Raw genomic sequence first — 25,407 nt, forward strand, 5'->3', positions numbered from 1 at the left:
GCATCCGCCCAAGTTCATCAGAGCTGGCCCGGATCGAGCAGACGGTGCATGTGGACGATGAAGTAGCGCATATGGGCGTTGTCGACCGTCGCCTGCGCCTTGCCGCGCCAGGCATGCAGCGCGCTTTCGTAGTCCGGGAAGATGCCGACCACATCCAGCTTCTCGAGATCGCGGAACTCGACGTCCTTGAGGGTCTTCAGTTCACCACCGAAGACCATGTGCAGCAGCTGCTTCTTTTCCGTCATTTTCGCCTCTTTTCGTCAGTTTTCGTCGTCTTATCGTGCTGTTTTCGACTGGTGATGTGCGGCATCCAGCCGGAAAGGTCAATGCCCGTGCAGGCCGGCCGATGCGTCCAGCAGTGCCGGCAGAGCGGGCAGCGCCGCCGCGCACAGGACGTCGTGACGCACGCTGGGCCGGTTGTAGGTCAGGGGCTCGCCGTCGAGACCGGTGAGCACGCCGCCCGCCTGCTGCAGGATCAGGTCGGCGGCGGCGAGATCCCAGTCATGGGCGTTCTTCTTCACCACCGTGCCGTCGATCTGGCCGTCGGCGATCATCGCGATGCGATAGGCGAGCGAAGGAACGTGGGAAACGCGCGCGACATCCTTGCCGTAGCCTGCTTTCAGCTTCGGCAGGAGATCCTCGGCGATGGCGAACCGCAGTGGCTGGCCCGCCACCGGCTTGGCGACATGGATAGTAATGCCGTTGCGCCGGGCTTCCGCGCCGTGCCGTGCCTGATAAAGCTCAATGAGAGCCGGCGCGTAGAGCACGCCGGCGACCGGGCGGCCCTTGTGGACGACGGCGACGCTGACGCACCAGACGTCTTTGCCGGCAATGAAACCGCGCGTGCCGTCGATCGGATCGACCACGAACACCGTGTCGCAGCCAAGCCGCGCCTCGTCGTCATCCGTCTCCTCCGACAGCCAGCCGTAATTGGGGCGGGCCGAGAGCAGGCGTTCCTTGAGGATGTCGTTTGCCGCGTAATCCGCCTCGCTGACCGGCGAGCGATCCTCGTTCTTGTAGCGGAATTCCGGGTTCTTGCGGAAATAGGTCAAGGCCTTCTCGCCGGCGGCCATCGCTGCCGTGGTGATCAGGTCCAGATCCCTGGTCCACTGATCCGGCGGGTGATGGTCGGCGTTCATGGGCGTCCTTTCCGTATGGTCGTGCGCTGTATCAGGCGATGTCCGCGTCAGACAGGCGAAGTGCGGCCAAAACATGGTGGCCGCTTCGTCATACCAGCCTTTCGGTTTTTACCGTGGCGGCCGTTGGGCCGGCCTTACTTTCCGGCCAGCGTCATGCCTTCCACGGCGATCGTCGGCGCGGCGACCGAGTAGGAGCGATCGATATCGTTTGCGAGCGTCAGGGCCATGAACATCTGCTTCAGATTGGACGCGATGGTGACCTCGGAGACGGGGAAAGCGATCTCGCCGTTTTCGATCCAGTAGCCGGAAGCACCGCGGGAATATTCGCCCGTCAGCATGTTGACGCCATGGCCGATCAGCTCGGTGACGTAGAAGCCGGTGCCGACGCTGCGGATCAGATCCTCGCGCGAGATATCGCCCGGCTCCAGCGCGAAGTTGGTGGAGGACGGATTGACCGCCGTGCCGCTGCGCGCGCCGCGGCCGTTGGTTTCAAGGCCGAGTTCCCGCCCCGTGGCGGTGGAGAGGAACCAGTTCCGCAGGATCCCGTCCTCGATCATGGTCATCTTCTGCCCGGTCACGCCTTCGCCATCGAAGGGCCGCGAGCCGGAGCCGCGCACGATCAGGGGATCGTCCGTCAGGTTGATGCCGGCTTTCAGGATGCGCTCGCCCATCTTGTCCTTGAGGAAGGTGGTCTTGCGGGCGACCGAGGCGCCGTTGATGGCGCCGGCGATGTGGCCGGCAAAGCTGCGGGAGACGCGCGGATCGAAGACGACGGTGACGTTCTTCTGCGTGTCCACCTGGCGCGGATTGACGCGGGCGGCGGCACGCTCGCCGGCATGGCGGCCGATATCGGCGGCACCGCGCATATCGGACAGGAAGAGCGCGCTGTCGAAGTCGTAGTCGCGCTCCATCTTCGTGCCCTCGCCGGCAATGGCGCTGACGGAGAGGCTGAAGCGGGTGCCCATATAGGCGCCGGAGAAGCCGTTGGACGTGACGAGCACGAGGCCGCCCATGCCGGTGGAGCCACCGGCGCCGCTGGTCTTGGTAACGCCGGGCACTGCAAGGGCCGCGGCCTCCGCCTCGAGCGCGCGTTCGGTCAGCTCTTCGGTGGAGATCTCGCTGGGGTCGAAGAGGTCGAGATCGGGAAACTCGCGGGCGATGCGGGTGTCGTCGGCCAGCGTCGCGTAAGGGTCTTCCGGAGAGGCCTTGGCCATGGCGACGGCGCGCTCGGCCAGCACCTTCAGGTCGAAGCCCGGATTGGCGGAAACGCTGGCGACGCGGCGGCCGACGAAGACGCGGATCGAGAAGTCGTCGCTCTCGGAACTGTCGGTCGCCTCCACCTTGCCGAGGCGTACGGACACGGAGCGCGAGCGGCCCCGGAGCACGACGGCGTCGGCCTGATCGGCTCCCGCCTTTCTCGCAAGGTCCACGAGCTCTGCGGCCCGCGTTTCGAGTGCGGCGGAATCAATCGTCTGGGGCATGAATTGGCCTTTCATTCCCGTCCCATTTATTGTGCAGTGGCCCGGGCATCAAGGGCGTGGCACGATTCTCCCGGAACGCGCGCCTTATTTCCGTCTTGCCACCTGGTGAGAAGGCCCTTTCGCAAAAAAACAGGTCGGGCCCGGTGCGTCCAGCACGAACGGCAAAGCCACAGGAAACGTCACGATGTCGACAACGCCCGTCATGACCTCCCAGGCGCTTTTGCTGCTCGGCGGCGCCGTCGTGGCCGCGCCCATCTTCAAGAAGCTGGGGCTCGGCACCGTGCTCGGCTATCTCGCAGCCGGCGTCATCATCGGCCCGGTGTTCCACCAGATCACGGATGGGGAAGCGATCCTCGGTTTTGCCGAGCTTGGCGTCGTCTTCCTGCTATTCGTGATCGGACTGGAGCTGAAGATGTCGCGGCTCTGGGCCATGCGGCGCGATATCTTCGGGCTGGGGTCCGCACAGGTGCTCGTCACCGGCGGGCTGCTCTCGGCCATCGTCTACGAACTCGGCCTGCTCGATGCTGCCGGCAGCCTCATCACCGGCTTCGGCCTTGCTCTGTCTTCCACCGCATTCGCGCTGCAGATCCTCGACGAGAAGGGCGATACGAATACGCGCTACGGACAGCGCGCCTTCTCGATCCTCCTGCTGCAGGATCTCGCCATCGTGCCGCTGCTGGCGCTGATCCCGCTGATCGCGCTGCAGGCGCCGGAGGATACGACGCCGCCGATCGAGGATTTCTCGGTCGCCGTCGGCGCCATCCTCGTGATGGTGCTGGCCGGACGGTATCTCATCAATCCGCTCTTTCGTATTCTTGCGCGCACCGGCGCGCGCGAAATCATGATCGCCGCCGCGCTGCTGATCGTGCTGGGTGCTGCGACCCTGATGCAGATGGCGCAGCTTTCCATGGCCATGGGCGCGTTTCTGGCCGGCGTGCTGCTGGCGGAATCGAGCTATCGCCATGAGCTGGAAGCCGACATCGAGCCGTTTCGCGGCCTGCTGCTGGCGCTGTTCTTCATGGCGGTCGGCCTGTCGCTGCAGATCGACGTGATCTTTTCCAACTGGCTCACGGTGCTGATCGCGGTTCCCATGCTGGTGATCATCAAGGCCGTGACGCTTTACGCCGTCTGCCGGCTGTTCGGCTCGGCCCATAACGAGGCGGTGCGCATCGCGCTTCTGCTGCCGCAGGGCGGCGAGTTCGGTTTCGTGCTGTTCAGTGCGGCGGCTGCTGCGGGCGTGTTTCCGGCCGCGACCGGTTCGCTGCTCGTCGTCATCGTCACGCTTTCCATGGCGCTGACGCCGGCCGCCTCCGCGCTCTCGCGCTTTCTCGTGCGGGACGAGGAGGAAGAGGCGGAGGACGACATGGAGGAGGATTTCGAGGGGGCTGGCGCCGATGTGCTGATGATCGGCTTCTCGCGCTTCGGGCAGATCGCCGCGCAGATTTTGCTGGCCGGCGGACGCGACGTCACCATCATCGACCATTCCGCCGCGCGCGTGGAACAGGCGGCGACCTTCGGCTTCCGCATCTATTTCGGCGACGGAACACGGCTCGACGTGCTGCGGGCCGCCGGCATCGAGCGGGCGAAGATCGTGGCGATCTGCACCCACCGCAAGGAGACGACCGACCGGATCGTCGATCTCGTCCAGTCGGAATTCCCCAATGCCCGCATCTTCGCACGCTCCTACGACCGCCAGCATACGCTGCAGCTGCGGGCGCGCGGCGTGGACTACGAGCTTCGGGAAACGCTGGAATCCGGCCTGCTCTTCGGCCAGCGCACGCTGGAAGAGCTTGGCGTTACCGACGCGCAGGCCATCGCCATCACCACCGACATCCGCCGGCGCGACGAGGCGCGGCTGGAGGTGCAGGCCGTGGACGGGCTGGCGGCCGGCCGCGACATGCTGCATTTCCGCCCCGTGAAGCCCGAGCCGCTGATGAAGCCGAAGCGGGAGCCGGTGGCGCCTCAGGGGCCGGACGAGGAGATCGCCGAGGCACAGCGGCCGCGCTGAAACGGCGACGGCGTCTACCGCGACAGAAGCTTGTCGAGCGAGGCCTTCACCTCGTCCTTCACGCCGGCGCTGACCGTCAGCACCTCCTGCGCGCGCAGGAAATCCATGACGCGGAAGCGGCCGACATCCGGGCGCACCAGAAGATCGGGCGAATAGGCCTTCATCTTCATGGCCGTGATCGTCTGCATCATCAGCTGGCTCGCACCGAACATCGCGTCCATCCGCGTCGGCAGGGTCGTGCCGTCCCCCTCCGGGCCGCCGACGACATCGACGGCCAGCACGATATCGGCGAGACCTTCGAGATGATCGAAGGGAACCGGATTGACGAAGCCGCCGTCGATCATGACGCGCGCGCCGAGCCGCACCGGCTGGAACATGCCGGGAATGGCGGCGGACGCGGCAATGGCGCTGCGCAGATCCCCCGCCTCCAGCACCGTTTCGCACTGCGCGTAATAGTCGGTGGCGATGACTTTCAGAGGAATGGACAGGGCTTCGAACGTGTCCGGAATGGCTTCCGGCAGGAAGGCGGAGAGCACGCGTTCGAGATTGAACGGGCCGAAGCGCAGGCTGCCGCCGATCGCCTGCAGGGTCGCGGGACGCAGCCGCCAGAGGCGGTTGGCGATCTCCTTGCGCCGGCCGACGGTGGAGAGCGCGAAGTCACGGATGTCGCTGCCGCGCATGCCGGCCGCCATGCCGGCGCCCATGATGGCGCCGATCGAGGTGCCGGCAATGACGCGCGGGCGGATGCCGAGGTCATCCAGCGCTTCGATGACGTGGATATGCGCGAGACCCCGGGCACCGCCGCCGCCGAGCGCCAAGGCGACTGTCGGGCCGCTCGATGCTGTGCTGGAGGACGGCATCTCCGACATGACAGGGTCAGCCGCGCTTGCGGAAGCGATAGAAATGCATGCGGGTATCGCCGAACTGGCGGATGTCGAGCGTTTCGAAATCGGGCCCCGCCATCGGCGTTACATCGGCGCGCTCCTCGAGGATCACGAGCGCATCGGGCAGGATCCAGCCGCCGGCTGAGGCCGCCGCCAGTGCTCGCTCGCCAAGACCCTTGCCATAGGGCGGATCGGCGAAGACGAGGTGGAAGGGCTCGACGGTGCCGACGGTGCCGAGATCGGTCGCGTCGCGCCGGAAGATCCTGGCGCGACCGGTGAGGCCCAGCGTCTCGATATTGGTGCGCAGCAGGCCCCTGCCCTCCGCGCTGTTTTCGACGAACAGCGCCTGACGGCAACCGCGCGACAGGGCTTCGAGGCCGACGGCGCCGGTTCCGGCGAAGAGATCGAGGATACGGGTCTCCTCCAGCCGGTCGGGATAGGCGTGGCTGAGGATGTTGAACAGGCTTTCGCGCGTCCTGTCGGATGTCGGCCGGATATCGGCCGTTGCCGGGCTCGCGAGAGCCCGGCCGCGAAATTCTCCGCCGACGATGCGCACCGGGTGCTACTTCCCGCCGCGCGGCTTGGACCCGCCCGGCTTGCCACCGAAAGAGGGTTTGCCGCCCGTTGGGCGACCGCCCGAAGGCTTGCCGCCAAAGGCGGGCTTGCCAGCGGATTTCGCGCCGGGCTTGGCAAAAGACTTACCAGCCGGACGATCGCCGCCAAAGCTTTTCTTGGGGTCGCCAAAGCTCTTCTTGGGGCCGAACGACCGTTCGCCATCGGGACGATCGCCCCGCGGCTTGCGGTCACCGAAGCTCTTCGTTTCACGGTCGCCGCCATCGCGGGACTTGAAGCCGCCGCGTTCCTCGCGGACCGGGGGCTCGCTGGCCTTGATCCAGTCGCGATCCTGCGAATCCCGCTCGACGATCACGCGTGGGCCTGTGTCGGGACGGGCAAAGCTCGCGTTGCTCTTGCGATCCGGATCGAAACGCTGCTTGCCGACAATCGCCTGGCCATCCTTGGTACGACCGTAGCGCTTGACCTTGGGCGCGCCCTCGGGACGCTCGCGACGAACCGGCTTCTCGGCAGATGCCGCCTCGGGGCCGGTCTTCTTTTCGGCCAGGGGACGGGCGCCGGGCGCCATCCAGACATTGGCCTTGCGCGGACGGCCGAGCGGCTCGCGCTTCGGCCCGTCGCCACGCGCTGCCGGTGCGCTATCACGGCCACCACGCTTGTTGTCTGCGGGGCGCGTATCGAGACGGCCGCGTAGGCGCTCGTTGCGGTCGGCCGTCTTCTCGCGGAAGGCCGGCTTCTCGTAAGCGCCCTGCCCGCGGTCACTCGACCGGTCGTTGCCGCGTTCGGCACTGCGCTCGGTCGAGACCAGCGGACCTTCATCGTCGGCATCCGGATTGTTGAAGAGCGGTGCATCGAAGTTCGCCTTGGCGTCCTCGATCAGGCGCGGGCCCAGCTGATCGCGCAGCGTGCGGCCGCGGATTTCCTGGGCCGCACCTTCCGGCAGTTCGCCGAGCTGGAACGGGCCGTAGGAAATGCGGATCAGGCGGTTCACGTCGAGGCCGAGCGCGCCGAGCACGTTCTTGATCTCGCGGTTCTTGCCTTCGCGCAGACCCATGGTGATCCAGACGTTGGCACCCTGCACCTTGTCGAGCGTCGCATCGATCGCGCCGTAAAGCACACCATCGACAGCGATACCGTCCTTGAGCTTGTCGAGGTCGGCCTGTTCGATCTTGCCATGCGCGCGGACGCGATAGCGGCGCAACCAGCCGGTCGCCGGCAGCTCCAGCACGCGGGCGAGACCGCCGTCATTGGTCAGAAGTAGCAGGCCTTCGGTGTTGATGTCGAGACGACCGATGGAAAGCACGCGCGGCAGGTCTTCCGGCAGGCGGTCGAACACCGTCGCGCGACCTTCCGGATCGTTGTTCGTGGTCACCAGCCCGGTCGGCTTGTGGTAGAGCCAGAGACGGGTGCGCTCGATGCCGCGGATCTGCTGGCCATCGACCTCGATCTTGTCGGACAGCGTGACGTTGACGACCGGCGTATCCAGCTTGGTCCCGTTGACGCTGACGCGGCCTTCCATGATCATCCGCTCGATGTCGCGACGCGAGGCGATGCCGGCACGGGCGAGGATCTTGGAGATACGCTGGGGCGCTTCGTCGGACACAGCCGTCGCCGCTGCGGCGCGCGCGCGGGCAGGACGCTCGTCGGTGGCACGCTCGGCCGTGCGTTCGCCACGCGGCTTATCGAACTTGGGCTTGTCGAATTGGGGCTTGTCGAACCTGGGTTTATCGAATGGGGGTTTGTCGAATTTCGGCTTGTCGGAACGGGCCGTCTCGGCGCCGGCCTTCTCGAAGCGAGGCCTGTCTGAACGGGGCTTGTCCGAGCGGAGCTTTTCGAAACGCGGCTGTTCGCCCCACGGCTTGTCGGAGCGGGCCTGTTCGGTCCGCGGCCTGTCGAACGCCGGGCGCTCTGTCGCGCGCGTTTCATTCGGCGTCGCGTCGTCGCGCTTTGCAAAAGCGGGCTTGCCACGCGGCGGTCCGCTGGTTTTTCCGAAGGCCGGCTTGCCGAAGGCCGGCTTTCCGCCCTCCCTCTTTTCAAAGGGCTTCTTGTCGCCTGCGTTTTTACCGAATGCGGGCTTGCCGAATTTGGCCTTGCCGTCGGCTGCCGCTGCGCGAGGCGCGCGGTCTGTCGTCTTGCCGCCGCTTGCGGGCTTGCCGCGCGGCCGCTGGGGCTTGTCATTGGATGTCATTTGTGTTGCCTGCCTTTTCAGGCTCTCCTATCAGGTCGGAGCCGATGGGTTAAGAGAAATAATGACGCGAATGGCCGCATCACCGGGGTTCATGGATCTGGCGCTGGCGGAAGCACGGGCAGCGCAGGCGCGCGGCGAGGTACCGATCGGTGCTGTCGTCGTGCTCGACGGCACCGTGATCGGCGCCGGCGGCAACCGGACGCGCGAGCGCCGCGACGTGACGGCCCATGCCGAGATCGAGGCGATCCGCGATGCTGCGCGGCGGCTCAATGCGGAACGACTGACCGGCGCGGACCTCTATGTCACGCTCGAACCCTGCGCCATGTGCGCCGCCGCCATCTCCTTTGCCCGCATCCGCCGCCTCTATTATGGCGCCGGCGACCCGAAGGGCGGCGGGGTGGATCATGGCGGGCGCTTCTACGCCCAGCCGACCTGCCACCATGCGCCGGATGTCTATTCGGGGCTGGGGGAAACGGAAGCGGCGGGATTGTTGCGCGCCTTCTTCGAGGCGCGGCGGTAGGTTTTCAGCCGGTGGCGAAATCCTGCAAGGCTTGGCCGGTCAGGCGGTAGCGGGTCCAGCCGTCCATCGGTTGCGCGCCGATGGCGCGATAGGCGCGGATGGCGGGCTCGTTCCAGTCCAGCACGCTCCACTCGAAACGACCGCAGTTCTTGTCGACGGCAACTCTGGCCAGATGCCGCAACAGGCTGCGCCCGGCGCCCGTGCCGCGCGCTTCCGGGGTGACGTAGAGATCCTCAAGGTAGAGCCCGTTGCGGGCCTGCCAGGTGGAGTAGATCAGGAACCAGACGGCGAAGCCGATGGGCGCGCCGTCTCGCTCGCAGATCACGGCTTTGGAAACGCTGTCCGGGCCGAAAAGGGCCAACGCGGTGGTGTCCACCGTCGCTTCCACCTCGTGCTCCAGCTTTTCGTAGGCTGCCAGCTCCCGCACGAAGCGCAGGATGATAGCGGCATCCTCAACGGTGGCCTCGCGGATGGTGACGCTCATGGCCGGATCAGAAAACCTGCCACCACTTCTTGCCGCTGCCCTGCACCTGCGCTTCCTTCTTGCGACGACGTTCCTTGATGGTTTCGTCCTCGCCGAGATCGGTCAGGGCTTCCTCGGGCGCCTTGCGGTAGGCGAGCGGGGGATCGCTGAGGAAACGGCGCTTGTCGGCATAGGCCCCCATCTGCACCTTGCGGGCTTCGCGATAGGCTTCCTGCTGTTCCTTGGCGGTGAGCTTGCGGCCATTGGCCGAGGCTTTCGCGAGCGGCGAGACGTAGCCCGGTCGGTCCGCGTTCTCGTCGGCTTCCTCGCGCAGGCGTTGGCGCGTTTCCTCGGGCGATTCGACCCAAGCCGGATTATCCTTGTTGGCCAGCGAGGCCTGCGGCTGGACGAGGGCCGTGCGCTCAGCCGACGGCGGCAGGACGAGACCCGGGCGCGGCTGGTACTTCACGTTGGCGGACTTGTCGCCGCCCATGCTGACCGTGCTGCCGAGATCGTCCATCAGGTGCTCGCCGGCCGTCTTGTCCGTCCCGTAGGTCGGCCCGCCGATGCAACCGGTCAGCACGAAGCTTGCGGCCATGATCGAGAGCACGCCGGCGCCCGCACCATACTGTCGCGTCATTGTCATTCAAACCCTTCCAGCGCGTGCGGCCTGCCCCGCCAGCCTCCCGGCGCTCCCGGACCCCCCGGGATGCGCTTGGGCCGATCTGCCCGCCAATTCCTGCCCCATGACGGATAAATCCGCCCATTTTCAGGCAGGGTTCTACCGGATGAACGGCGCAAGCGCAATTCATCCGGTCGTCATGACATCACGACACGTCAAAGCGAAATGCCGAGCTCCCGCAGGGCCGCCGCATCGCGGGCGGTGACATCGGGATAGGCCGGATCGGAACCGACATCCGTCGTCACCTTCCACGAGCGGGCGCATTTGCGGCCTTCGGCCAGACGCGGCTCGACGGAGACCTTGCCCTCGCCTTCCAGGCGGAACGCGTTTTCCGGCCCCCTGCCGACGACCACCTCGATGGCCGAGGTGATGCAGATCTCGGCGAAATCCTCACCGTCCAGCGCTTCGGCCGTTACGGCATCGGCGATGTAGACGACGGGGGCTGCCTCCAGCGAAGCGCCGATGCGCTTTTCACGGCGCTCGACTTCCAGCGCGCCGGTGACGACGCGGCGGATGTCACGGATGACACGCCATTTCTCGGCGACGGCCTCGTCGCGCCATTCGGCCGGCAGGTCCGGGAACTGCTCCAGATGGATCGAGACGGCATCGGGCTTCAGCGACAGCCAGGCTTCTTCCGTGGTGAAGGGCAGCATGGGTGCCAGCCAGGTGACGAGGCACTCGAAGAGGCGGCGGATGACGCAGAGGCTGGCGCGGCGACGCAGGCTCGACGGCGCGTCGCAATAGAGCGCGTCCTTGCGGATGTCGAAGTAGAAGGCCGACAGCTCGACATTGGAGAAATCGATGAGCGCGCGCGTCACCTTCTTGAAGTCGAACGCATCGTAGCCGCTGCGCACGACCTCGTCGAGTTCGGCCAGCCGGTGCAGCATCAGCCGCTCGAGCGACGGCATGTCGGCCAGGGCGACGTCGTCGCCGGGGTCATGCGCCAGCGTACCGAGCATCCAGCGGATGGTGTTGCGGAGCTTGCGATAGGCATCGATATTGGTCTGGATGATCGCCTTGCCGACGCGCAGGTCGTCGGCATAGTCCGATGTCATGACCCAGAGGCGGAGGATATCGGCGCCGGCATCCTTCATGACTTCCTGAGGAGCCGTGACGTTGCCCTTCGACTTCGACATCTTCTCCCCCTTCTCATCCATGATGAAGCCGTGGGTGACGACGGTGTCGTAAGGCGCGCGGCCACGCGTCGCCGCACTTTCGAGCAGGGACGAGTGGAACCAGCCGCGATGCTGGTCGGAGCCTTCCAGATAGACATCGGCCGGCCATTTGAGATCCGGCCGATCTTCCAGCGTGAAGACATGGGTGGAGCCACTGTCGAACCAGACATCGAGGATGTCCATGACCTGGGTCCATCCGGCCGCGTCGTGGTCGTTGCCGAGGAAGCGCTCCTTGGCGCCCGCCGCAAACCACGCGTCTGCGCCTTCGGCCTCGAAGGCTTCGAGAATGCGGGCGTTGACGGCCTCGTCATTCAGCACCGTGCCGTCCTCGCGGGCGAAGACGCAGATGGGGACGCCCCAGGCGCGCTGGCGGGACAGCACCCAGTCCGGACGGCCTTCGATCATGGCGCGCAGGCGGTTCTGGCCGGCGGCCGGCACGAAGCGCGTGTCGTCAATGGCGGTGAGCGCGCGGGTGCGCAGCGTCGTGCCGTCGGCAAGGTCCTTGTCCATGTAGACGAACCATTGCGGCGTGTTGCGGAAGATGACCGGCTTCTTGGAGCGCCAGGAATGCGGATAGGAATGCTTCAGCCGGCCGCGGGCAAAGAGCGTGTTGGTGGCGATCAGCGCCTTGATGACACGCTCATTGGCATCGCCCTTCTTGCCATTGTCATCCATGACGCGCGCGGGACCACCCTCGGCCTCCGGGCCGAAGCCCGGCGCGTCCTTGGTGTAGTAGCCGGCATCATCCACCGGGAAGGGGATGGCGGTGTCGATGCCGCGGGCTTCGAGCGCGCGGCCATTCTCCATCCAGACGTCGAAGTCCTCGCGGCCGTGGCTGGGTGCCGTGTGGACGAAGCCCGTTCCGGCATCGTCGGTGACATGGTCGCCGGCGATGAGGGGGACGGTGAAGGTGTAGCCGAGGTCGGCCAGCGGGTGGGCGCAGGTGATGGCGGCGAGTTCGTCAGAGGTAACTGCACGCACCGGCTTGTATTGCAGCTTGGCCTTAGCGAAAGATTCAGCCGCCAGCTTGTCGGCAAAGATCAGCTTTTCGCCGGGCTGCGGGCCGAAGTCGTTTTCAGCTTCTGTGATCTCGTAAAGGCCGTAGGCGACGCGGTTCGAGAAGGCGATGGCACGGTTGCCGGGGATCGTCCATGGGGTTGTGGTCCAGATCACGACGAAGGCGTCCAGCAGGTCGAGATCAACAACAGGCGCTTCAACCCTTTCAAGCTTTGAGCCGTCTGGCTCAGACCACGACATTTCAGGCTGCACAACCGGAAACTTCACCCAGATCATATCGCTATCGACGTCGTGATACTCGACCTCCGCCTCGGCCAGCGCCGTGCGTTCCACCACCGACCACATGATCGGCTTCGAGCCGCGATAAAGCTGGCCGCTCTTGGCGATCTTCAGCAGTTCGCCGGCGATGCGGGCTTCGGCGTGAAAATTCATCGTGAGGTAGGGATTGTCGAAATCGCCGGTGATGCCGAGGCGCTTGAACTCGTCGGCCTGCACCTTGATCCACTTTTCGGCATAGGCGCGGCATTCGCGGCGGAACTCGATCATGGCCGCAGGTTCGCGCAGGTCGGGCTTGCCCTTCCCCTTGGCGCGATAGTTCTCCTCTTCGATCTTCCACTCGATCGGCAGGCCGTGGCAATCCCAGCCGGGCACGTAATTGCTGTCGAAGCCGCGCATCTGGAACGAGCGGGTGATGACGTCCTTCAGGATCTTGTTCAGCGCGTGGCCGATGTGGATGTTGCCATTGGCATAGGGCGGGCCGTCATGCAGCACGAATTTTGTCCGACCGGCGGCGGAGGCGCGCAGCTTTTTGTAGAGGTCCATCTGCTGCCAGCGGGCCACCATCTCCGGCTCCTTCTGCGGCAGACCGGCGCGCATGGGGAAGTCGGTTTCGGGCAGATAGAGGGTCTTGGAATAGTCGAAGGTTTGGGTGGTCTCGGTCATATCGGCGATCATTCTCTGGCGCTTTGGAAGCGCAATGTCGGGGCAGGAAACAGACGCGCGGGGCGTGCAAGCCCTGCGGCGGCGCAAATGCTTGAAACCCGGACCTTCCGGCCGCTTAGCGCGCGCGGAAGGCCGGGCCGATAATTCGCAGAGAAGACGCAAGCCGCATGTGTGTCATGATGGCCCGTTGTCTAAGGGTTTTTGCAGCGGAATGGAAGGGGGCCTCCGTACGCAGCAAATGGACTTCACGGGTCGGCTCCGCTATGCTGACCATCTGACGAGATGGGAGTTTTTCCATGGCCAAGAATCTCGCAAAACCTCCAACGTGGAAGCTGGAGGACGCAAAAGCGCGCTTCAGCGAAGTCGTCCGGCTCGCGCGAAGCGAAGGCCCGCAACGCGTTACGGTGCGAGGGCGCGACAGCGTCGTTATCATCAGCGTCGAGGAGCACGAGCGGCTGACGGGATCTCAACCACGGCAAAGCTTCTTGGAGTTCATGGAAGGACTTGGTCATCACGGGTTCGACCTCGATATCGAGCGGGAAGACGATCGGGGACGGGACGTCGATCTGGGAGGATCATGGGCATGAAACGTACGTTCTTCGTGAGGGCCGTTTGGGATGCTGAAGCCGGGGTTTTTATGTCCGAAAGCGACATCGAGGGCCTGCATATCGAAACCGACGATCTTGATGCCTTTCAGGCCATCATGGCGGACGCGGCCATCGCGTTGATCGTCAACAATCATATCTCTCTGCCGGAGTTGGCAACGACACCGCTGAAAGACCTGATCCCCGCGATCGTCTGGCAGGCACCCATCCTGCCGGTCGCGGCCTGATGCCGGACGGGTTCTACCTGAAAGACGCCGGCTACGACGGCAAACTCTAGAAACACAACCCCATATCGATCCCGCTGAGCGGGGTAACGCCTGAGAGAAGCGCGCGGGCTTCCGCGTCGTCCTGCTTCATCTGGACGATCAGCGGGTCGAGGCCGTCGAATTTCAGTTCGTCGCGCAGGTGGCCGAAGAAAGAGACGGAGGCGATTTCGCCGTAGAGGTCGCCGGAGAAGTCGAACAGGAAGGTCTCGAGCAGGGCCTCACCATCGCTGGTCACCGTCGGGCGGCGGCCGAAGCTGGCGACGGCATCGTGCAGGGAGCCATCGGCGCGGCGGAAGCGGACGGCGTAGATGCCGTTCCTCAGGCAGACGCCGGGGTCGAGGCGCATATTGGCGGTGGGATAGCCGAGCGTGCGGCCGAGCCGCTTGCCGCCGATGACCTCCGCCTCCACCGTATAACGATAGCCGAGCAGGCCTGCAGCCTGCGCCACGTCGCCTTCGACCAGAAGGCTGCGGACGCGGCTGGACGAGATGACGTCGGCATTCTCGTCGCGATAGGCATCGACCAGCGTGACGCCGAAACCGTTGTCGGTGCCGGCCTTCATCAGGAAGGCGGGGCCCCCTTCCCGGCCCTTGCCGAAATGGAAGTCGAACCCGGTGACGACATGCCCGGCCTTCAGCCAGTCCATCAGCACGTCGCGGATGAAATCATGCGCCGACATCTGCGAGAAGCTGCGGTCGAACGGATATTCGATGACGGCGGCAAAGCCCATGCCTTCGAGGATGCGCGCCTTGAGCGGCGCCGGCGTCAGGCGGAAGACGGGCTCGTCGGGCCGGAAGATGGCGCGGGGGTGAGGCTCGAAGGTCAGCACGAGCGCGGGTACGCCCAGCGCGTGGGCCTCGACCAGCGCGCGATCGAGCACCGACTGGTGACCGCGATGCACGCCATCGAAATTGCCGATGGCGATGACGCCGCCGTGGAGGGCGGCCGGCAGGGGATTTTTCGTCTCGTTGCGGTGAAAGACTGTCATGTCACGCGAGCCGGGGCATCCACCATTTCGGCGTCGCGCCCTCCTTTTTCAGGAAGGCGGCGAGTTTCGCCTCATCGGTCTTTTCGCCGGTCATGTACTCGGCTCCATGAATGCCCGCGCTGATATAGAGAACGTCGATGCCGCTGTCCTGCGCGCCGCGAACGTCGGTCGGCATGCCATCGCCGATGGCGATGACGCGTGCGCCTTCCAGCGTGCCGCGGACACCCTTGGCTTCGCTCAGCGCCGCGCGGTAGATCGGCTTGTGCGGCTTGCCGGCGATGCGGGCCTCGCCGCCCAGCTCCTCATAGAGCTTGGCGATGGCGCCGGCACAGGGGATCAGCCGGTCTCCCCGCTCGACCACGAGGTCCGGATTGGCGCAGATGAAGGGCAGCTTGCGCTTGGCCAGGACCGAGAGCGTGGCGCGGTAATCGTCCGGCGTCTCGGTTTCGTCGTCGAAGAACCCGGCGCAGACGACGATCTCGGCATCTTCGGAGGCGACGATATCGACGCCCAGGCCAGCCAGCAGCGGGAAATCGCGATCGGAGCCGATGAAGTAGATCTTCTTCGGGCCGGCGGCGATCAGCGCGCGGGTGACGTCGCCCGAGGTGACGATGCGGTCGTAGGCGGTATCGGGCACGCCGAGCCCGCGGATCTGGACGATGACGCCGGGATGCGGACGGGGGGAATTGGTGACGAGAACGACGGTGACGCCGCGGCTGCGCGCGTCCGTCAGCGCTTCGCAGGCCGAACGGAAGGCCGCAACGCCATTGTGAAGGACGCCCCAGACGTCGCACAGCACCACGTCATAGCGGCTCGCGATGTCACGAAAGCTGTTGATGCGAACGGCCATGCAGGCTTCCCGTTGAGACTTCTATCGGCTGACATCGCAAGGACGTCGCCAAAAGACAAGCCTAAACGCGGCAATCGCATCGCTTATCCGCCGCATTCCTCTGTAAATTGCGCGCCCCGACGCCTCCCCGACGCCTCAGAGCAGCGAGAGCATGAGCCCGCCGGCGGCGCAGACGGCGAGCGTGCCGACCACGCCAAGCCGCGCGACGAAGAGCAGACTGCCCGCCAGCGCTGCGAGAAGCGCTGCCGCGACGTTGAAACTCGCCAGTTCGGGAACGGACAGGACCAGCGGCCCGAACCGGCTCTGCTGCACGTTCGCAAACAGCACGTGCAGGGCGAACCAGACGGCGAGGTTGAGGATGACGCCGACCACGGCGGCCGAGATCGCGCTCATGGCCGCGACCGCCATGCGGTTGCCCCGCAGCCGCTCGACGGAGGGCGCGCCGAGGAAGATGAGGGCGAAGCACGGCACGAAGGTGACCCAGGTGGCGACGAGGCCGCCGATGAGGCCTGCAACCACGGGATCGAGCCCGGCCGGCGGCAGGCGGAAGGCCGCCATGAAGGCGACGAAGGTCAGCACCAGAACCAGCGGCCCCGGCGTGGTTTCCGCCAGCGCCAGCCCATCCAGCATTTCACCGGGCCGCAGCCAGTGGTGGGTTTCCACCGCCTGCTGGGCGACATAGGCGAGCACCGCATAGGCCCCGCCGAAGGTGACGACAGCCATCTTGGAAAAGAAGATGTGGAGGGCGAAGAAGACGTTTCCGGCGGCCCAGAGGGCGAGGATGAGGCCGAGCGGGGCGACCCAGAGGCACGACCAGAGGCCGACGAGCGCCAGCGTCTGCGGCCAGGTTCTCGACCTGTCCGTTGCCCCTGCCACCCATCTAGCTTCCGCCTTCCGCTTGGCTGTGAGCAGGCCGAACAGGCCGGCGGCGAGGATGACCAGCGGAAAGGGCACGGAGAAGAAGAACAGGGCCGCGAAGGCCAGCGCGGCAATGGCGCGCGAAGAGACCGTCTTCAGCGCGCGCCGGGCGAGACGCAGGAGCGCTTCGACCACGATGGCCAGCACCGCAGCCTTCAAGCCGAAGAACACCGCCGAGAGCATGCCCGTCTGGTGGTAGAGCGCGTAAAGCGTCGAAAGGCCGAGCAGGATGCAGAGGCCGGGAAGGACGAAGAGGATGCCGGCCACGAGCCCGCCGCGTGTGCCGTGCAGCAGCCAGCCGATATAGATGGCGAGCTGCTGCGCTTCCGGACCCGGCAGCAGCATGCAGTAGTTCAGGGCGTGCAGGAAGCGATCCTCCGGCACCCAGCGCCGCGTCTCCACCACCTCGCGGTGCATCAGCGCAATCTGCCCGGCCGGGCCGCCGAAGCCGAGAAGACCGATGCGGGCCCAGACGCGCACAGCTTGTGCGAAAGACGGCTTCGGGCCGCGACCCGGCTCTGTGGAAACATCGCGCGGATGGTCGGAAACGGGGCCTGTCTCATTCGTGCCGTGTTGATCGTTCATTGTCCGCCTCGCGCCTTATCCCGTCCGAATCGTTCCGACAACGATCGATCGACCCCTTGCGACGCGCGTCTCACCCGTGTCGCAGACCGTCTCTACGATGGCCATGTGACAGGCGGCGGACATAAATGATGGCCGCCAATCTTGACTCCGGCACAAACCGTCCTTATCTCAGCCTTGCTAGCACTCGACCTACCGGAGTGCTAAGAGATCGATGGATCCTAGAGATCCCAGCGTCATTTGATCGAGGGAAAAGACAATGACAAGCACTACCTTCCGCCCCCTGCACGACCGCGTCGTCGTACGTCGCGTCGAGTCCGAAGCCAAGACCAAGGGCGGCATCATCATTCCCGACACCGCCAAGGAAAAGCCGCAGGAAGGCGAAATCGTCGCCGTCGGCTCCGGCGCGCGTGACGATAGCGGCAAGATCGTTCCTTTGGACGTCAAGGCCGGCGACCGCATCCTGTTCGGCAAGTGGTCGGGCACCGAAGTCAAGCTCAACGGCGAAGACCTGTTGATCATGAAGGAATCCGACATCATGGGCGTTATCGCCTGATATCGGCTCTGCCTTGGCTCAGCCTCTGGCAGTTCCTTCTCACAATCCGACGACACTTAAAATTTGGGCTTATGCCCGGGAGTTTTCAAAATGGCAGCTAAAGAAGTAAAATTCGGCCGCACCGCGCGCGAAAAAATGCTGCGCGGCGTCGATGTCCTCGCTGATGCCGTCAAGGTCACGCTGGGCCCCAAGGGCCGCAACGTCGTCATCGACAAGTCCTTCGGCGCACCGCGCATCACCAAGGACGGCGTTTCCGTCGCCAAGGAAATCGAACTGGAAGACAAGTTCGAGAACATGGGCGCACAGCTCGTTCGCGAAGTCGCTTCCAAGACCAACGACATCGCCGGTGACGGCACCACGACTGCAACCGTTCTTGCCCAGGCCATCGTTCGCGAAGGCAACAAGGCCGTTGCAGCCGGCATGAACCCGATGGACCTGAAGCGCGGCATCGACCTCGCCGTTCTCGCCGTCGTCAAGGACCTGCAGGCCAAGGCAAAGCCGATCTCCACATCGGAAGAAGTCGCTCAGGTCGGCACGATCTCGGCAAACGGCGACAAGCAGGTCGGTCTCGACATTGCTGAAGCCATGCAGAAGGTCGGCAACGAGGGTGTCATCACCGTCGAGGAAGCCAAGACCGCGGAAACCGAACTCGAAGTCGTCGAAGGCATGCAGTTCGACCGCGGCTACCTCAGCCCCTACTTCGTGACCAACCCGGAAAAGATGCTGGCCGAGCTCGAGGACGTCTACGTTCTCCTGCACGAAAAGAAGCTTTCGAACCTGCAGGCCATGCTTCCGGTTCTCGAAGCTGTCGTCCAGACCGGCAAGCCGCTCCTGATCATCGCTGAAGACGTCGAAGGCGAAGCTCTTGCAACGCTCGTCGTCAACAAGCTGCGTGGCGGCCTCAAGATCGCTGCCGTCAAGGCTCCGGGCTTCGGCGACCGCCGCAAGGCCATGCTGGAAGACATCGCCGTTCTGACGGGTGGCACGGTCATCTCCGAAGACATCGGCATCAAGCTCGAGAACGTCACGCTCGAAATGCTCGGCCGTACCAAGAAGGTCTCGATCTCCAAGGAGAACACGACCATCGTCGACGGTGCCGGCGCCAAGAACGAGATCGAAGGCCGCGTTGCCCAGATCAAGGCGCAGATCGAAGAAACCTCTTCGGACTACGACCGCGAAAAGCTTCAGGAACGCCTGGCCAAGCTCGCTGGTGGCGTTGCCGTCATCCGCGTCGGCGGCTCGACGGAAATCGAAGTCAAGGAACGCAAGGACCGCATCGACGACGCGCTGAACGCAACCCGTGCAGCCGTTCAGGAAGGCATCGTTCCCGGCGGCGGCGTGGCCCTGCTGCGTTGCTCGGCCGTTCTCGACGTCAAGGGCGAGAATGCCGATCAGGACGCCGGCGTCGCCATCGTTCGCAAGGCTCTCCAGTCGCTCGTTCGCCAGATCGCCGACAATGCCGGTGACGAAGCTTCGATCGTCGTTGGCAAGATCCTCGACAAGAACGACGACAACTACGGCTACAACGCCCAGACGAGCGAATATGGCGACATGATCGCCATGGGCATCGTCGACCCGGTCAAGGTCGTGCGCACCGCGCTGCAGAACGCAGCTTCGGTCGCTTCGCTCCTGATCACCACCGAAGCCATGATCGCCGAACTTCCCAAGAAGGACAGCGGCGCCGGCGGCGGCATGCCCGACATGGGCGGCATGGGCGGCATGATGTAATCAATCCGAAAAGGATTGATGGAATGAAGGGGCGGTCCGCAAGGGCCGCCCTTTTTCGTTCCACGGGGCTTCCGGGCATGTCCCCGGGGATCGACCGCTTCGAGCTGCCGACTTCCGATTTTTTCGGAACTGGTATTGCATCACCGCCGTGCTCGACCTCACGCGAAATGTCACGAGAACCGTTTGTCGGAGGCGGCTGCATTTGCCAGACAGGTTCCAAAGGCGCACTGTCGGCGAACGTTCCCGCGCGCTTCCGCTTATCCGGAAGCCTCGTCGAAGGGACGGCCGACAGGAGTGCCATCATGAACGTACGCGATATGACAACGCCGGAATGCGAGGCGGTGCTCGCCGCCAATACCATCGGGCACCTTGGCTGCAGTACCGGAAACCGGCCTTATGTCATCCCGATCCGGTATGCCTTCCGAAAGGGCGCTTTCTACAGCTTTTCACTGCCGGGCAGGAAGATCGATACGCTGCGCGCCAACCCACAGGCTTGCATTCAGGTCGAGACGCTGGCGACGCCGGAGGAATGGCAGAGCGTCCTGCTGGAAGGGCTTTATCAGGAACTGCCCGACGACGAGACATGGCACGGCGAACACGTCTACGCCTGGTCGCTGCTGCAGGAGAAAGGCAACTGGTGGGAGCCGGGCGCCTACAAACCCGGCGAGACTGCGTCCTCAGGCGAAGCGCTGCTTCCGGTATTCTACAGCATCCAGATCGAGAGCCTGTCGGGGCGTCATGCGACGAACGCCTGATGCGGGCCGCCGGTGACGCGATCTTTTGGCGAGTGAGCGGGTGCTCGTTCGCCAGATGGCAGACAATGCCGGTGACGAAGCTTCGATCGTCGTTGGCAAGATCCTCGACAAGAACGACGACAACTACGGCTACAACGCCCAGACGAGCGAATATGGCGACATGATCGCCAGGGCCATCGTTGTGCTCACGCGATTCCGAGAAAAACAGCGAGTGTGCGTGTAACCGCGATCATGTTCTCGGTCTCCAACCGGCCAAAGACCGGGCCGAGCCTGTCTCGCCTTACTGACATCGTCTTGTCGATCATGATCTGGGATGGCTTGCGAAGACCGTTCTCCGGTGACGGAAGAACCGTCGTCCGGATAAGCGGGGCATCGACCAGCGTGCCGGATATGAGCATGATGGTGACCGAGCCCGTTTCCGCGAAACGATCCGACTGGATGATAAGGGCCGGCCTTGGTTTGCCAAAGTCGCCCGGCATTGCGACCGTGACGATGTCACCCCTCGTCACGCATCCGCCTCGTCTCCAAGATCAGCCAGAGCAGCATCGATGAAGGCATCCGTATCGGTATCCATGGCATCTGCTGCAGCGACGATCCGTGCCTGACGGCGGCACTCTTCAAGGAAACCGGGGCTACGCGTATCTGGCAACCATATCTGCACCGGCCGCAGACCGGATGCACGCATGGCATCGCGGTGCTTCTGAACCCGTTGTGTCAAAGGCGTGCGCATGACCTGCCTCCTTCGTTACATGTAACATGATCAAATTCGACAAAACTGTCAAGTTTAGCGGACAGCTTCACGCATATCGCGGAACCTCCTCCGTGCATGAACGTTTAGCGAACATAACCACCTGAGGAGCACTTCATGTCCGACAAAGCCGTTGCCAACGACACGTCTTCCAACACCGAAAAGAACCCCGACGACTGGGTCAGCGGCGACGAGCCCATGACGGGAGCGCAGCGGTCTTATCTGCAGACGCTGTCGGAACAGGCGCATCAGCCGGATCAGTTTGCCGAGGACATCACCAAGGCGGAGGCTTCGAAACGGATCGATGCGCTGCGCAGCAAGCTCGATCTCGGCGAGTAGCCTGATCAGGAGGCGAGGAGCGCCTTGAGGTCGGTGGCGGGGTTTTCGATGGCGGCTTTGTCCGGTGTCGTCCCCATTTCGATCAGTTTCTTTCCAACAACGTAAGCCTTGGCGTCGTTGATCGCATCCACCGCGATCAGCGTGCCTTGGCGGTAGTACCAGACGGAGGCGCTGCCTTCTCTCTGTCCCGCTCGCGTGACCGTTTCGTCATGACCGAGGCCGAAGCCGGCGATCTGTAGCTTGACGTCGTATTGATCGGACCAGAACCACGGTTTCGCGTGGTAAGGCGTTGGCGTACCCGCGATGTTTGCCGCGATGGTTTCCGCCTGATCGACGGCGTTCTGCACGGATTCCAGACGGATCAGCATGTCGGCGAAGGGCAGCACGGCGCAATCACCCATCGCGAAGATGGAGGGGTCGCTGGAGCGGCCGTTGATATCCACAATGATCCCGTTCGCCGTCGCGATGCCCGCATCGTGGGCGATGCGGTCGTTGGCGGAGACGCCGATGCCGACGATCACGAGGTCCACATGGATCTTCGTGCCATCCGACAATTCCGCCCCTGTCACTCGGCCGTCGTGTTCCAGCAGGTGCGTGAGGCCGGTGCCTTCGCGCAGGTCCACGCCGCGGGAGAGATGCAGGTTCCGCAAAATGTCTGAGGTTGCCGATGCGGCGACGCGTTGAACGATGCGGTCGGCCATCTCGATCAGGGTGACCTCGAGGCCCAGCGTGCGAGCGACGGCCGCAGCCTCCAACCCGATATAGCCGCCGCCGATGATGAGGGCGTGGCGGCCCGGGCGCATCTCCTCCGCAAGGCGGTCCGCATCCCGGAAGTCGCGCAGGGTGAAGACACCCTCGAGCGTCCCGCCGATGCTGTCCGGCAGGCGCCGGGGCGTGGCGCCGGTCGCGAGCGCCAGCGTGTCGTAGGCGAGCGCGGTGCCATCATCGAGCGTCACGGACTTTGCGGCACGGTCGATCGCGGTCACACGGCAGTCGAGCCGGACATCGATGGCGTGCTCGGCGTACCAGCTTTCCGGCCGATAGAGCAGCCGATCGAGCGTCATTTCGCGCAGGAGATATTTCTTGGACAGCGGCGGGCGCTGGTATGGCAAGCTTTGTTCGGCCGAGATCAAGGTAATCGGACGCGTGTCCTTCAGCGCGCGAAGCCTGGCGATCAGCGCAAAGGCCGCCTGCCCGCCGCCAACCACGACAAGCCGGTTGTCCTGCCCTGTCTCCCGCTCTTCCGCCACGCCGTCTTCCCTTCGCATGATTCCGCCCGAGACCTATCCCGTCGCGGGCGGAACCGTCAATGCGGTAGAAAACCGCGTGCGATCAATCCCGCTTGGGGATCTCCATGCCGGTCTTGACCGCCGGACGCTCCAGCGCGCGGGCGACCCAGGCCATGACGTTGGGGAAGCTCGCATAGTCGAGCACCTGATCGCCGCCGTAGAATTTTCGCGCACCCTCGATCCACGGGAAGGTGGCGATATCGGCGATGGTGTAATCGTCGCCCATCAGCCACTGGCGGCCTTCCAGACGGGTTTCGAGCACCGAGAGCAGCCGCTTGGATTCGTCGCGGTAGCGCTCCATCGGGTAGGGATTGTTGGCGACCTTGTCGGCGGCGAACTTGAAGAAGTGGCCGAACTGACCGAACATCGGCCCGACACCGCCCATCTGGAACATGACCCAAGCGAGCGTTTCATACCGTCCGGCAGCGGAGGCCGGCAGAAGCTTGCCAGTCTTTTCTGCGAGATAGACTAGGATGGCGCCGGATTCGAACAGGCCGATCGGCTTTCCCTCAGGGCCGTTCGGATCGATGATCGCGGGAATGCGGCCGTTCGGGTTGAGCGAGACGAACTCCGGCGATTTCTGATCGTTGGTGCCGAAAGAGATGAGATGCGGCTCGTAGTCGAGGCCGAGTTCTTCGAGCGCGATCGAGATCTTCACGCCATTCGGCGTCGGTAGCGAATAAAGTTGAATGGCATCCGGCCGGGTGGCGGGCCAGCGGGTGGTGATGGGGAAGGAAGAGAGATCGGCCATGCGGGACGGGTTCCTTGGAAGGGGTTGCGGTTTCACATAGGGGCGATGGGGCGGGATGTCAGCGGGGCGTGCGGCGATTTTCGTCGCCGTCATACATGCGAACCCGTTCTAGCCGCGCAACGCCGCCTGTACCCGCTCCACGATCTCCCGCACCCGGATGTCGTTCTCATGCCCCGGCTTGCGGGCGCGCACGAGGCAGGCTTGGCTGCGCAGAATGATGCCGTCGGAGAGGATTTTCAGGTGGTTGGCCGTCAGCGTCGAGCCGGTGGAGGTGATGTCGACGATGATGTCGGCGGAGCCGGAGGCGGGAGCGCCTTCGGTGGCGCCGAGGCTTTCGACGATGCGGTAAAGCTGGATGCCATGGCTGCCGGAGAAGTGCTGCTGGGTCAGGCGCCAGTATTTGGTGGCGATGGCGAGGCGGCGGCCGTGGCGGGTGCGGAAATCGGCGGCGACATCGCCGAGGTCGGCCATGGTGTCGACGTCGAGCCAGATATCCGGCACGGCGACGACGACATCGGCATGGCCGAAGCCGAGGCGGGCGCAGAATTCCACCCGTTCGTCCGCATCCGCCAGACCTTCGCGCACGAGGTCTTCGCCCGTGACGCCGAAATCCACGGAGCCGGCGCCGATTTCGCGCGAGATTTCGGACGCCGACAGGAAGGCGATCTCGACATCGTCGATGCCGTCGACGCGGCCGCGATAGGAGCGGTCGTTGCCGACGGTCGATATTTTCAGGCCGGCGCGCTCGAAGATGGCCGAGGCCTCGTCCTTCATGCGGCCCTTGGAGGGGAGCGCGATGGTGATGGTCATTCCGGCTCTCCCGTTTTCCCCTGTGCGGCGTCGCGCAGCGCCTCAATGCGGTCGAGCCACAGCGAGAAACCGACGGCCGGGATGTGGCTTTGCGCACCGAGCAGCGTCATCAACCGGTCGAACCGGCCGCCGCCGGCCAGCACCTCGGCACCGCCGGATGCGACGATTTCGAAGACCATCCCGGTGTAATAGTCGAGCGGGCGGCCGAAGGCGGCGCGGTAGGTCATGGCGGAGAGATCGGCACCGGCATTGGCGAGGGCTGCAAGACGCGCATCGAAGGCGGCGATAGCCGGGCCGAGTTTCAGGTCGGCGGCATCGGCAAAGCCAGCGAGGGCTGCGGAGGCCTCGGCCAGCGGCAGGCGCAGCGTCAGGAACTCGCGCAGCAGCAGCAGCGCCGAGCCATCGAGGCGGGTTTCGGCGAGTTCGCGCTTTTCCTTCAGGCGGCGGGCGATTTCGGCCGGCGAGCGGCTGGCATTGGTGGAGTAGCCGGTCTCTTCCATGCGGCGTTCCAGACGGGCGATCAGGTCATCCTGCCGGTCTGCCGACAGCAGGGCCTCGATCTCGGGGTCGAGGCCGGTCACGGGCTGGGGGCGGGCCAGACGGTCGAGCAGCGCTTCGAGGTGGCCGACGTCGCCGAAGGCATGGATCATCCGCTTCTGCCACCCGACCGGCAGGCCGAGGGCTGCAACCACGGCCTCGAACACGGCCTGATCGCCCAGCGTCAGCGAGAGGGTCTGGGCCTGGCCGGGCAGCACGACGCGCAGCAGGTCCATCGCATCGACGATGGCGCGCGCATCGGCGCTCGCCACGTCCCGCTCGCCCAGATCCTCGATGCCGGCCTGATAGAACTCCTCCGCGCCGCCGCGGCGCTGGCGAAAAACCTCGCCGAGATAGGCATAGCGCTTCGGCGTGCCGGTGGCGGTCTCGATATGGCGCAGGCAGACGGGAATGGTGAACTCCGGCCGCAGGCAGAGGCTGGTCCCCGTCTCGCTCGCGGTGAGAAAAATGCGCCGCCGCAGGTCCTCGCCCGCCATGTCGAGAAAGGGATCGGCCGGCTGGATGACCGGCGTGTGCACCCGCTCGGCCCGTCGCGTGGCGAAGGCTGCGAGGAGGTCCGGGGCGAAATCGGGGAGGTCGTAGCGGGTCATGG

At 64.9% G+C, this 25,407-nt stretch carries 27 protein-coding genes; 9 read left to right on the plus strand and 18 right to left on the minus strand.

Going from position 1 to position 25,407, the window contains the following annotated elements; all coding sequences use genetic code 11:
- Nucleotides 1-17 precede the first annotated feature (17 nt).
- The 3 genes from G8E10_RS00090 to G8E10_RS00100 form a co-directional block, all read right to left on the minus strand.
- A complete protein-coding gene (locus G8E10_RS00090; protein ID WP_092932394.1) occupies nt 18-245 on the minus strand; it encodes a DUF4170 domain-containing protein in 228 nt (75 codons plus the stop codon).
- 78 nt (nt 246-323) lie between these two features.
- The gene (locus tag G8E10_RS00095) at nt 324-1,139 is read right to left on the minus strand and encodes a 3'(2'),5'-bisphosphate nucleotidase CysQ (RefSeq protein ID WP_167125832.1); all 816 of its coding nucleotides are present in this window, start codon (nt 1,137-1,139) and stop codon (nt 324-326) included.
- A gap of 134 nt (nt 1,140-1,273) precedes the next feature.
- Nucleotides 1,274-2,620: a TldD/PmbA family protein gene (locus G8E10_RS00100; RefSeq protein ID WP_167125835.1), complete on the minus strand. Its 1,347-nt coding sequence runs from the start codon at nt 2,618-2,620 to the stop codon at nt 1,274-1,276.
- Nucleotides 2,621-2,804: 184 nt separating this feature from the next.
- Between G8E10_RS00100 and G8E10_RS00105 the strand changes: the two genes are divergently transcribed.
- On the plus strand, nt 2,805-4,628 hold the full coding sequence (locus G8E10_RS00105; RefSeq protein ID WP_167125838.1) for a monovalent cation:proton antiporter-2 (CPA2) family protein: 1,824 nt from the start codon (nt 2,805-2,807) through the stop codon (nt 4,626-4,628).
- A gap of 14 nt (nt 4,629-4,642) precedes the next feature.
- Here G8E10_RS00105 and G8E10_RS00110 read toward each other — a convergent pair whose 3' ends face one another.
- The 3 genes from G8E10_RS00110 to G8E10_RS00120 are packed head-to-tail and all read right to left on the minus strand — an operon-like array spanning nt 4,643 to nt 8,273.
- A complete protein-coding gene (locus tag G8E10_RS00110; protein WP_167125842.1) occupies nt 4,643-5,497 on the minus strand; it encodes a patatin-like phospholipase family protein in 855 nt (284 codons plus the stop codon).
- 7 nt (nt 5,498-5,504) lie between these two features.
- A complete protein-coding gene (gene rsmD / locus G8E10_RS00115) occupies nt 5,505-6,068 on the minus strand; it encodes a 16S rRNA (guanine(966)-N(2))-methyltransferase RsmD (RefSeq protein ID WP_110799926.1) in 564 nt (187 codons plus the stop codon).
- Nucleotides 6,069-6,074: 6 nt separating this feature from the next.
- Nucleotides 6,075-8,273: a pseudouridine synthase gene (locus G8E10_RS00120; RefSeq protein WP_167125845.1), complete on the minus strand. Its 2,199-nt coding sequence runs from the start codon at nt 8,271-8,273 to the stop codon at nt 6,075-6,077.
- Between the two features lie 70 nt (nt 8,274-8,343).
- Here G8E10_RS00120 and G8E10_RS00125 point away from each other — a divergent pair, with 70 nt between their 5' ends.
- Entirely contained in the window at nt 8,344-8,793 is a 450-nt protein-coding gene (locus G8E10_RS00125; protein WP_167127044.1) for a nucleoside deaminase, read from the plus strand.
- Between the two features lie 4 nt (nt 8,794-8,797).
- Here the strand turns inward: G8E10_RS00125 and G8E10_RS00130 are convergent, their stop codons facing one another.
- The 3 genes from G8E10_RS00130 to ileS all read right to left on the minus strand — a co-directional run bounded on the left by G8E10_RS00130 (nt 8,798) and on the right by ileS (nt 13,072).
- The gene (locus G8E10_RS00130; protein ID WP_167125848.1) at nt 8,798-9,277 is read right to left on the minus strand and encodes a GNAT family N-acetyltransferase; all 480 of its coding nucleotides are present in this window, start codon (nt 9,275-9,277) and stop codon (nt 8,798-8,800) included.
- Nucleotides 9,278-9,284: 7 nt separating this feature from the next.
- Nucleotides 9,285-9,902 (minus strand): hypothetical protein, encoded by a 618-nt coding sequence (locus G8E10_RS00135; protein ID WP_110799929.1) that lies wholly within the window; start codon nt 9,900-9,902, stop codon nt 9,285-9,287.
- A gap of 191 nt (nt 9,903-10,093) precedes the next feature.
- A complete protein-coding gene (gene ileS, locus G8E10_RS00140; RefSeq protein WP_167125851.1) occupies nt 10,094-13,072 on the minus strand; it encodes an isoleucine--tRNA ligase in 2,979 nt (992 codons plus the stop codon).
- A gap of 296 nt (nt 13,073-13,368) precedes the next feature.
- On the opposite strand from ileS, the gene G8E10_RS00145 reads away from it, so the two are divergent.
- The gene (locus G8E10_RS00145) at nt 13,369-13,659 is read left to right on the plus strand and encodes a type II toxin-antitoxin system Phd/YefM family antitoxin (protein ID WP_110799930.1); all 291 of its coding nucleotides are present in this window, start codon (nt 13,369-13,371) and stop codon (nt 13,657-13,659) included.
- Complete coding sequence (locus tag G8E10_RS00150) at nt 13,656-13,904, plus strand: DUF1902 domain-containing protein (RefSeq protein ID WP_167125855.1); 249 nt, start codon at nt 13,656-13,658, stop codon at nt 13,902-13,904. The genes G8E10_RS00145 and G8E10_RS00150 overlap by 4 nt, the downstream gene beginning before the upstream one ends.
- A 46-nt stretch (nt 13,905-13,950) precedes the next feature.
- Here G8E10_RS00150 and G8E10_RS00155 read toward each other — a convergent pair whose 3' ends face one another.
- The 3 genes from G8E10_RS00155 to chrA all read right to left on the minus strand — a co-directional run bounded on the left by G8E10_RS00155 (nt 13,951) and on the right by chrA (nt 17,284).
- Complete coding sequence (locus G8E10_RS00155; RefSeq protein WP_132663746.1) at nt 13,951-14,931, minus strand: bifunctional riboflavin kinase/FAD synthetase; 981 nt, start codon at nt 14,929-14,931, stop codon at nt 13,951-13,953.
- Nucleotide 14,932: 1 nt separating this feature from the next.
- Nucleotides 14,933-15,781, minus strand: coding sequence for a TIGR01459 family HAD-type hydrolase (locus G8E10_RS00160; protein WP_167125859.1), 849 nt, complete (start codon nt 15,779-15,781; stop codon nt 14,933-14,935).
- 135 nt (nt 15,782-15,916) lie between these two features.
- The gene (gene chrA, locus G8E10_RS00165; RefSeq protein ID WP_167125861.1) at nt 15,917-17,284 is read right to left on the minus strand and encodes a chromate efflux transporter; all 1,368 of its coding nucleotides are present in this window, start codon (nt 17,282-17,284) and stop codon (nt 15,917-15,919) included.
- Between the two features lie 256 nt (nt 17,285-17,540).
- Between chrA and groES the strand changes: the two genes are divergently transcribed.
- The 4 genes from groES to G8E10_RS00185 all read left to right on the plus strand — a co-directional run bounded on the left by groES (nt 17,541) and on the right by G8E10_RS00185 (nt 20,543).
- Complete coding sequence (gene groES / locus G8E10_RS00170; protein WP_092932367.1) at nt 17,541-17,837, plus strand: co-chaperone GroES; 297 nt, start codon at nt 17,541-17,543, stop codon at nt 17,835-17,837.
- A 90-nt stretch (nt 17,838-17,927) separates the two neighbouring features.
- Nucleotides 17,928-19,565: a chaperonin GroEL gene (gene groL / locus G8E10_RS00175; protein ID WP_110726816.1), complete on the plus strand. Its 1,638-nt coding sequence runs from the start codon at nt 17,928-17,930 to the stop codon at nt 19,563-19,565.
- 302 nt (nt 19,566-19,867) lie between these two features.
- Nucleotides 19,868-20,320 carry a pyridoxamine 5'-phosphate oxidase family protein gene (locus G8E10_RS00180; protein WP_245419985.1) on the plus strand — a complete coding sequence of 151 codons (453 nt, stop codon included), beginning with the start codon at nt 19,868-19,870 and terminating at the stop codon, nt 20,318-20,320.
- A gap of 55 nt (nt 20,321-20,375) precedes the next feature.
- Complete coding sequence (locus tag G8E10_RS00185; protein ID WP_167125864.1) at nt 20,376-20,543, plus strand: hypothetical protein; 168 nt, start codon at nt 20,376-20,378, stop codon at nt 20,541-20,543.
- On the opposite strand, the gene G8E10_RS00190 is transcribed toward G8E10_RS00185, so the two are convergent.
- Nucleotides 20,506-20,829: a type II toxin-antitoxin system PemK/MazF family toxin gene (locus tag G8E10_RS00190; protein WP_167125867.1), complete on the minus strand. Its 324-nt coding sequence runs from the start codon at nt 20,827-20,829 to the stop codon at nt 20,506-20,508. The two genes, G8E10_RS00185 and G8E10_RS00190, sit on opposite strands and share 38 nt — an antisense overlap.
- Entirely contained in the window at nt 20,826-21,050 is a 225-nt protein-coding gene (locus tag G8E10_RS00195; protein ID WP_110732870.1) for an antitoxin MazE family protein, read from the minus strand. The genes G8E10_RS00190 and G8E10_RS00195 overlap by 4 nt, the downstream gene beginning before the upstream one ends.
- 135 nt (nt 21,051-21,185) lie before the next feature.
- On the opposite strand from G8E10_RS00195, the gene G8E10_RS00200 reads away from it, so the two are divergent.
- The gene (locus G8E10_RS00200) at nt 21,186-21,407 is read left to right on the plus strand and encodes a DUF3072 domain-containing protein (protein WP_092986867.1); all 222 of its coding nucleotides are present in this window, start codon (nt 21,186-21,188) and stop codon (nt 21,405-21,407) included.
- Nucleotides 21,408-21,412: 5 nt separating this feature from the next.
- Here the strand turns inward: G8E10_RS00200 and G8E10_RS00205 are convergent, their stop codons facing one another.
- The 4 genes from G8E10_RS00205 to G8E10_RS00220 all read right to left on the minus strand — a co-directional run bounded on the left by G8E10_RS00205 (nt 21,413) and on the right by G8E10_RS00220 (nt 25,405).
- Nucleotides 21,413-22,675, minus strand: coding sequence for an NAD(P)/FAD-dependent oxidoreductase (locus G8E10_RS00205; RefSeq protein WP_132663749.1), 1,263 nt, complete (start codon nt 22,673-22,675; stop codon nt 21,413-21,415).
- A gap of 64 nt (nt 22,676-22,739) precedes the next feature.
- Nucleotides 22,740-23,447 (minus strand): glutathione binding-like protein, encoded by a 708-nt coding sequence (locus tag G8E10_RS00210; RefSeq protein ID WP_167125870.1) that lies wholly within the window; start codon nt 23,445-23,447, stop codon nt 22,740-22,742.
- Between the two features lie 108 nt (nt 23,448-23,555).
- Nucleotides 23,556-24,257, minus strand: coding sequence for an ATP phosphoribosyltransferase (hisG, locus tag G8E10_RS00215; protein ID WP_167125873.1), 702 nt, complete (start codon nt 24,255-24,257; stop codon nt 23,556-23,558).
- Nucleotides 24,254-25,405, minus strand: coding sequence for an ATP phosphoribosyltransferase regulatory subunit (locus G8E10_RS00220; protein ID WP_167125876.1), 1,152 nt, complete (start codon nt 25,403-25,405; stop codon nt 24,254-24,256). Before G8E10_RS00220 ends, hisG begins: the two co-directional genes overlap by 4 nt.
- Between the last annotated feature and the right edge of the window lie 2 nt (nt 25,406-25,407).

The organism is Ferranicluibacter rubi (assembly GCF_011603255.1).
Classification (GTDB): Bacteria; Pseudomonadota; Alphaproteobacteria; order Rhizobiales; family Rhizobiaceae; genus Ferranicluibacter; species Ferranicluibacter rubi.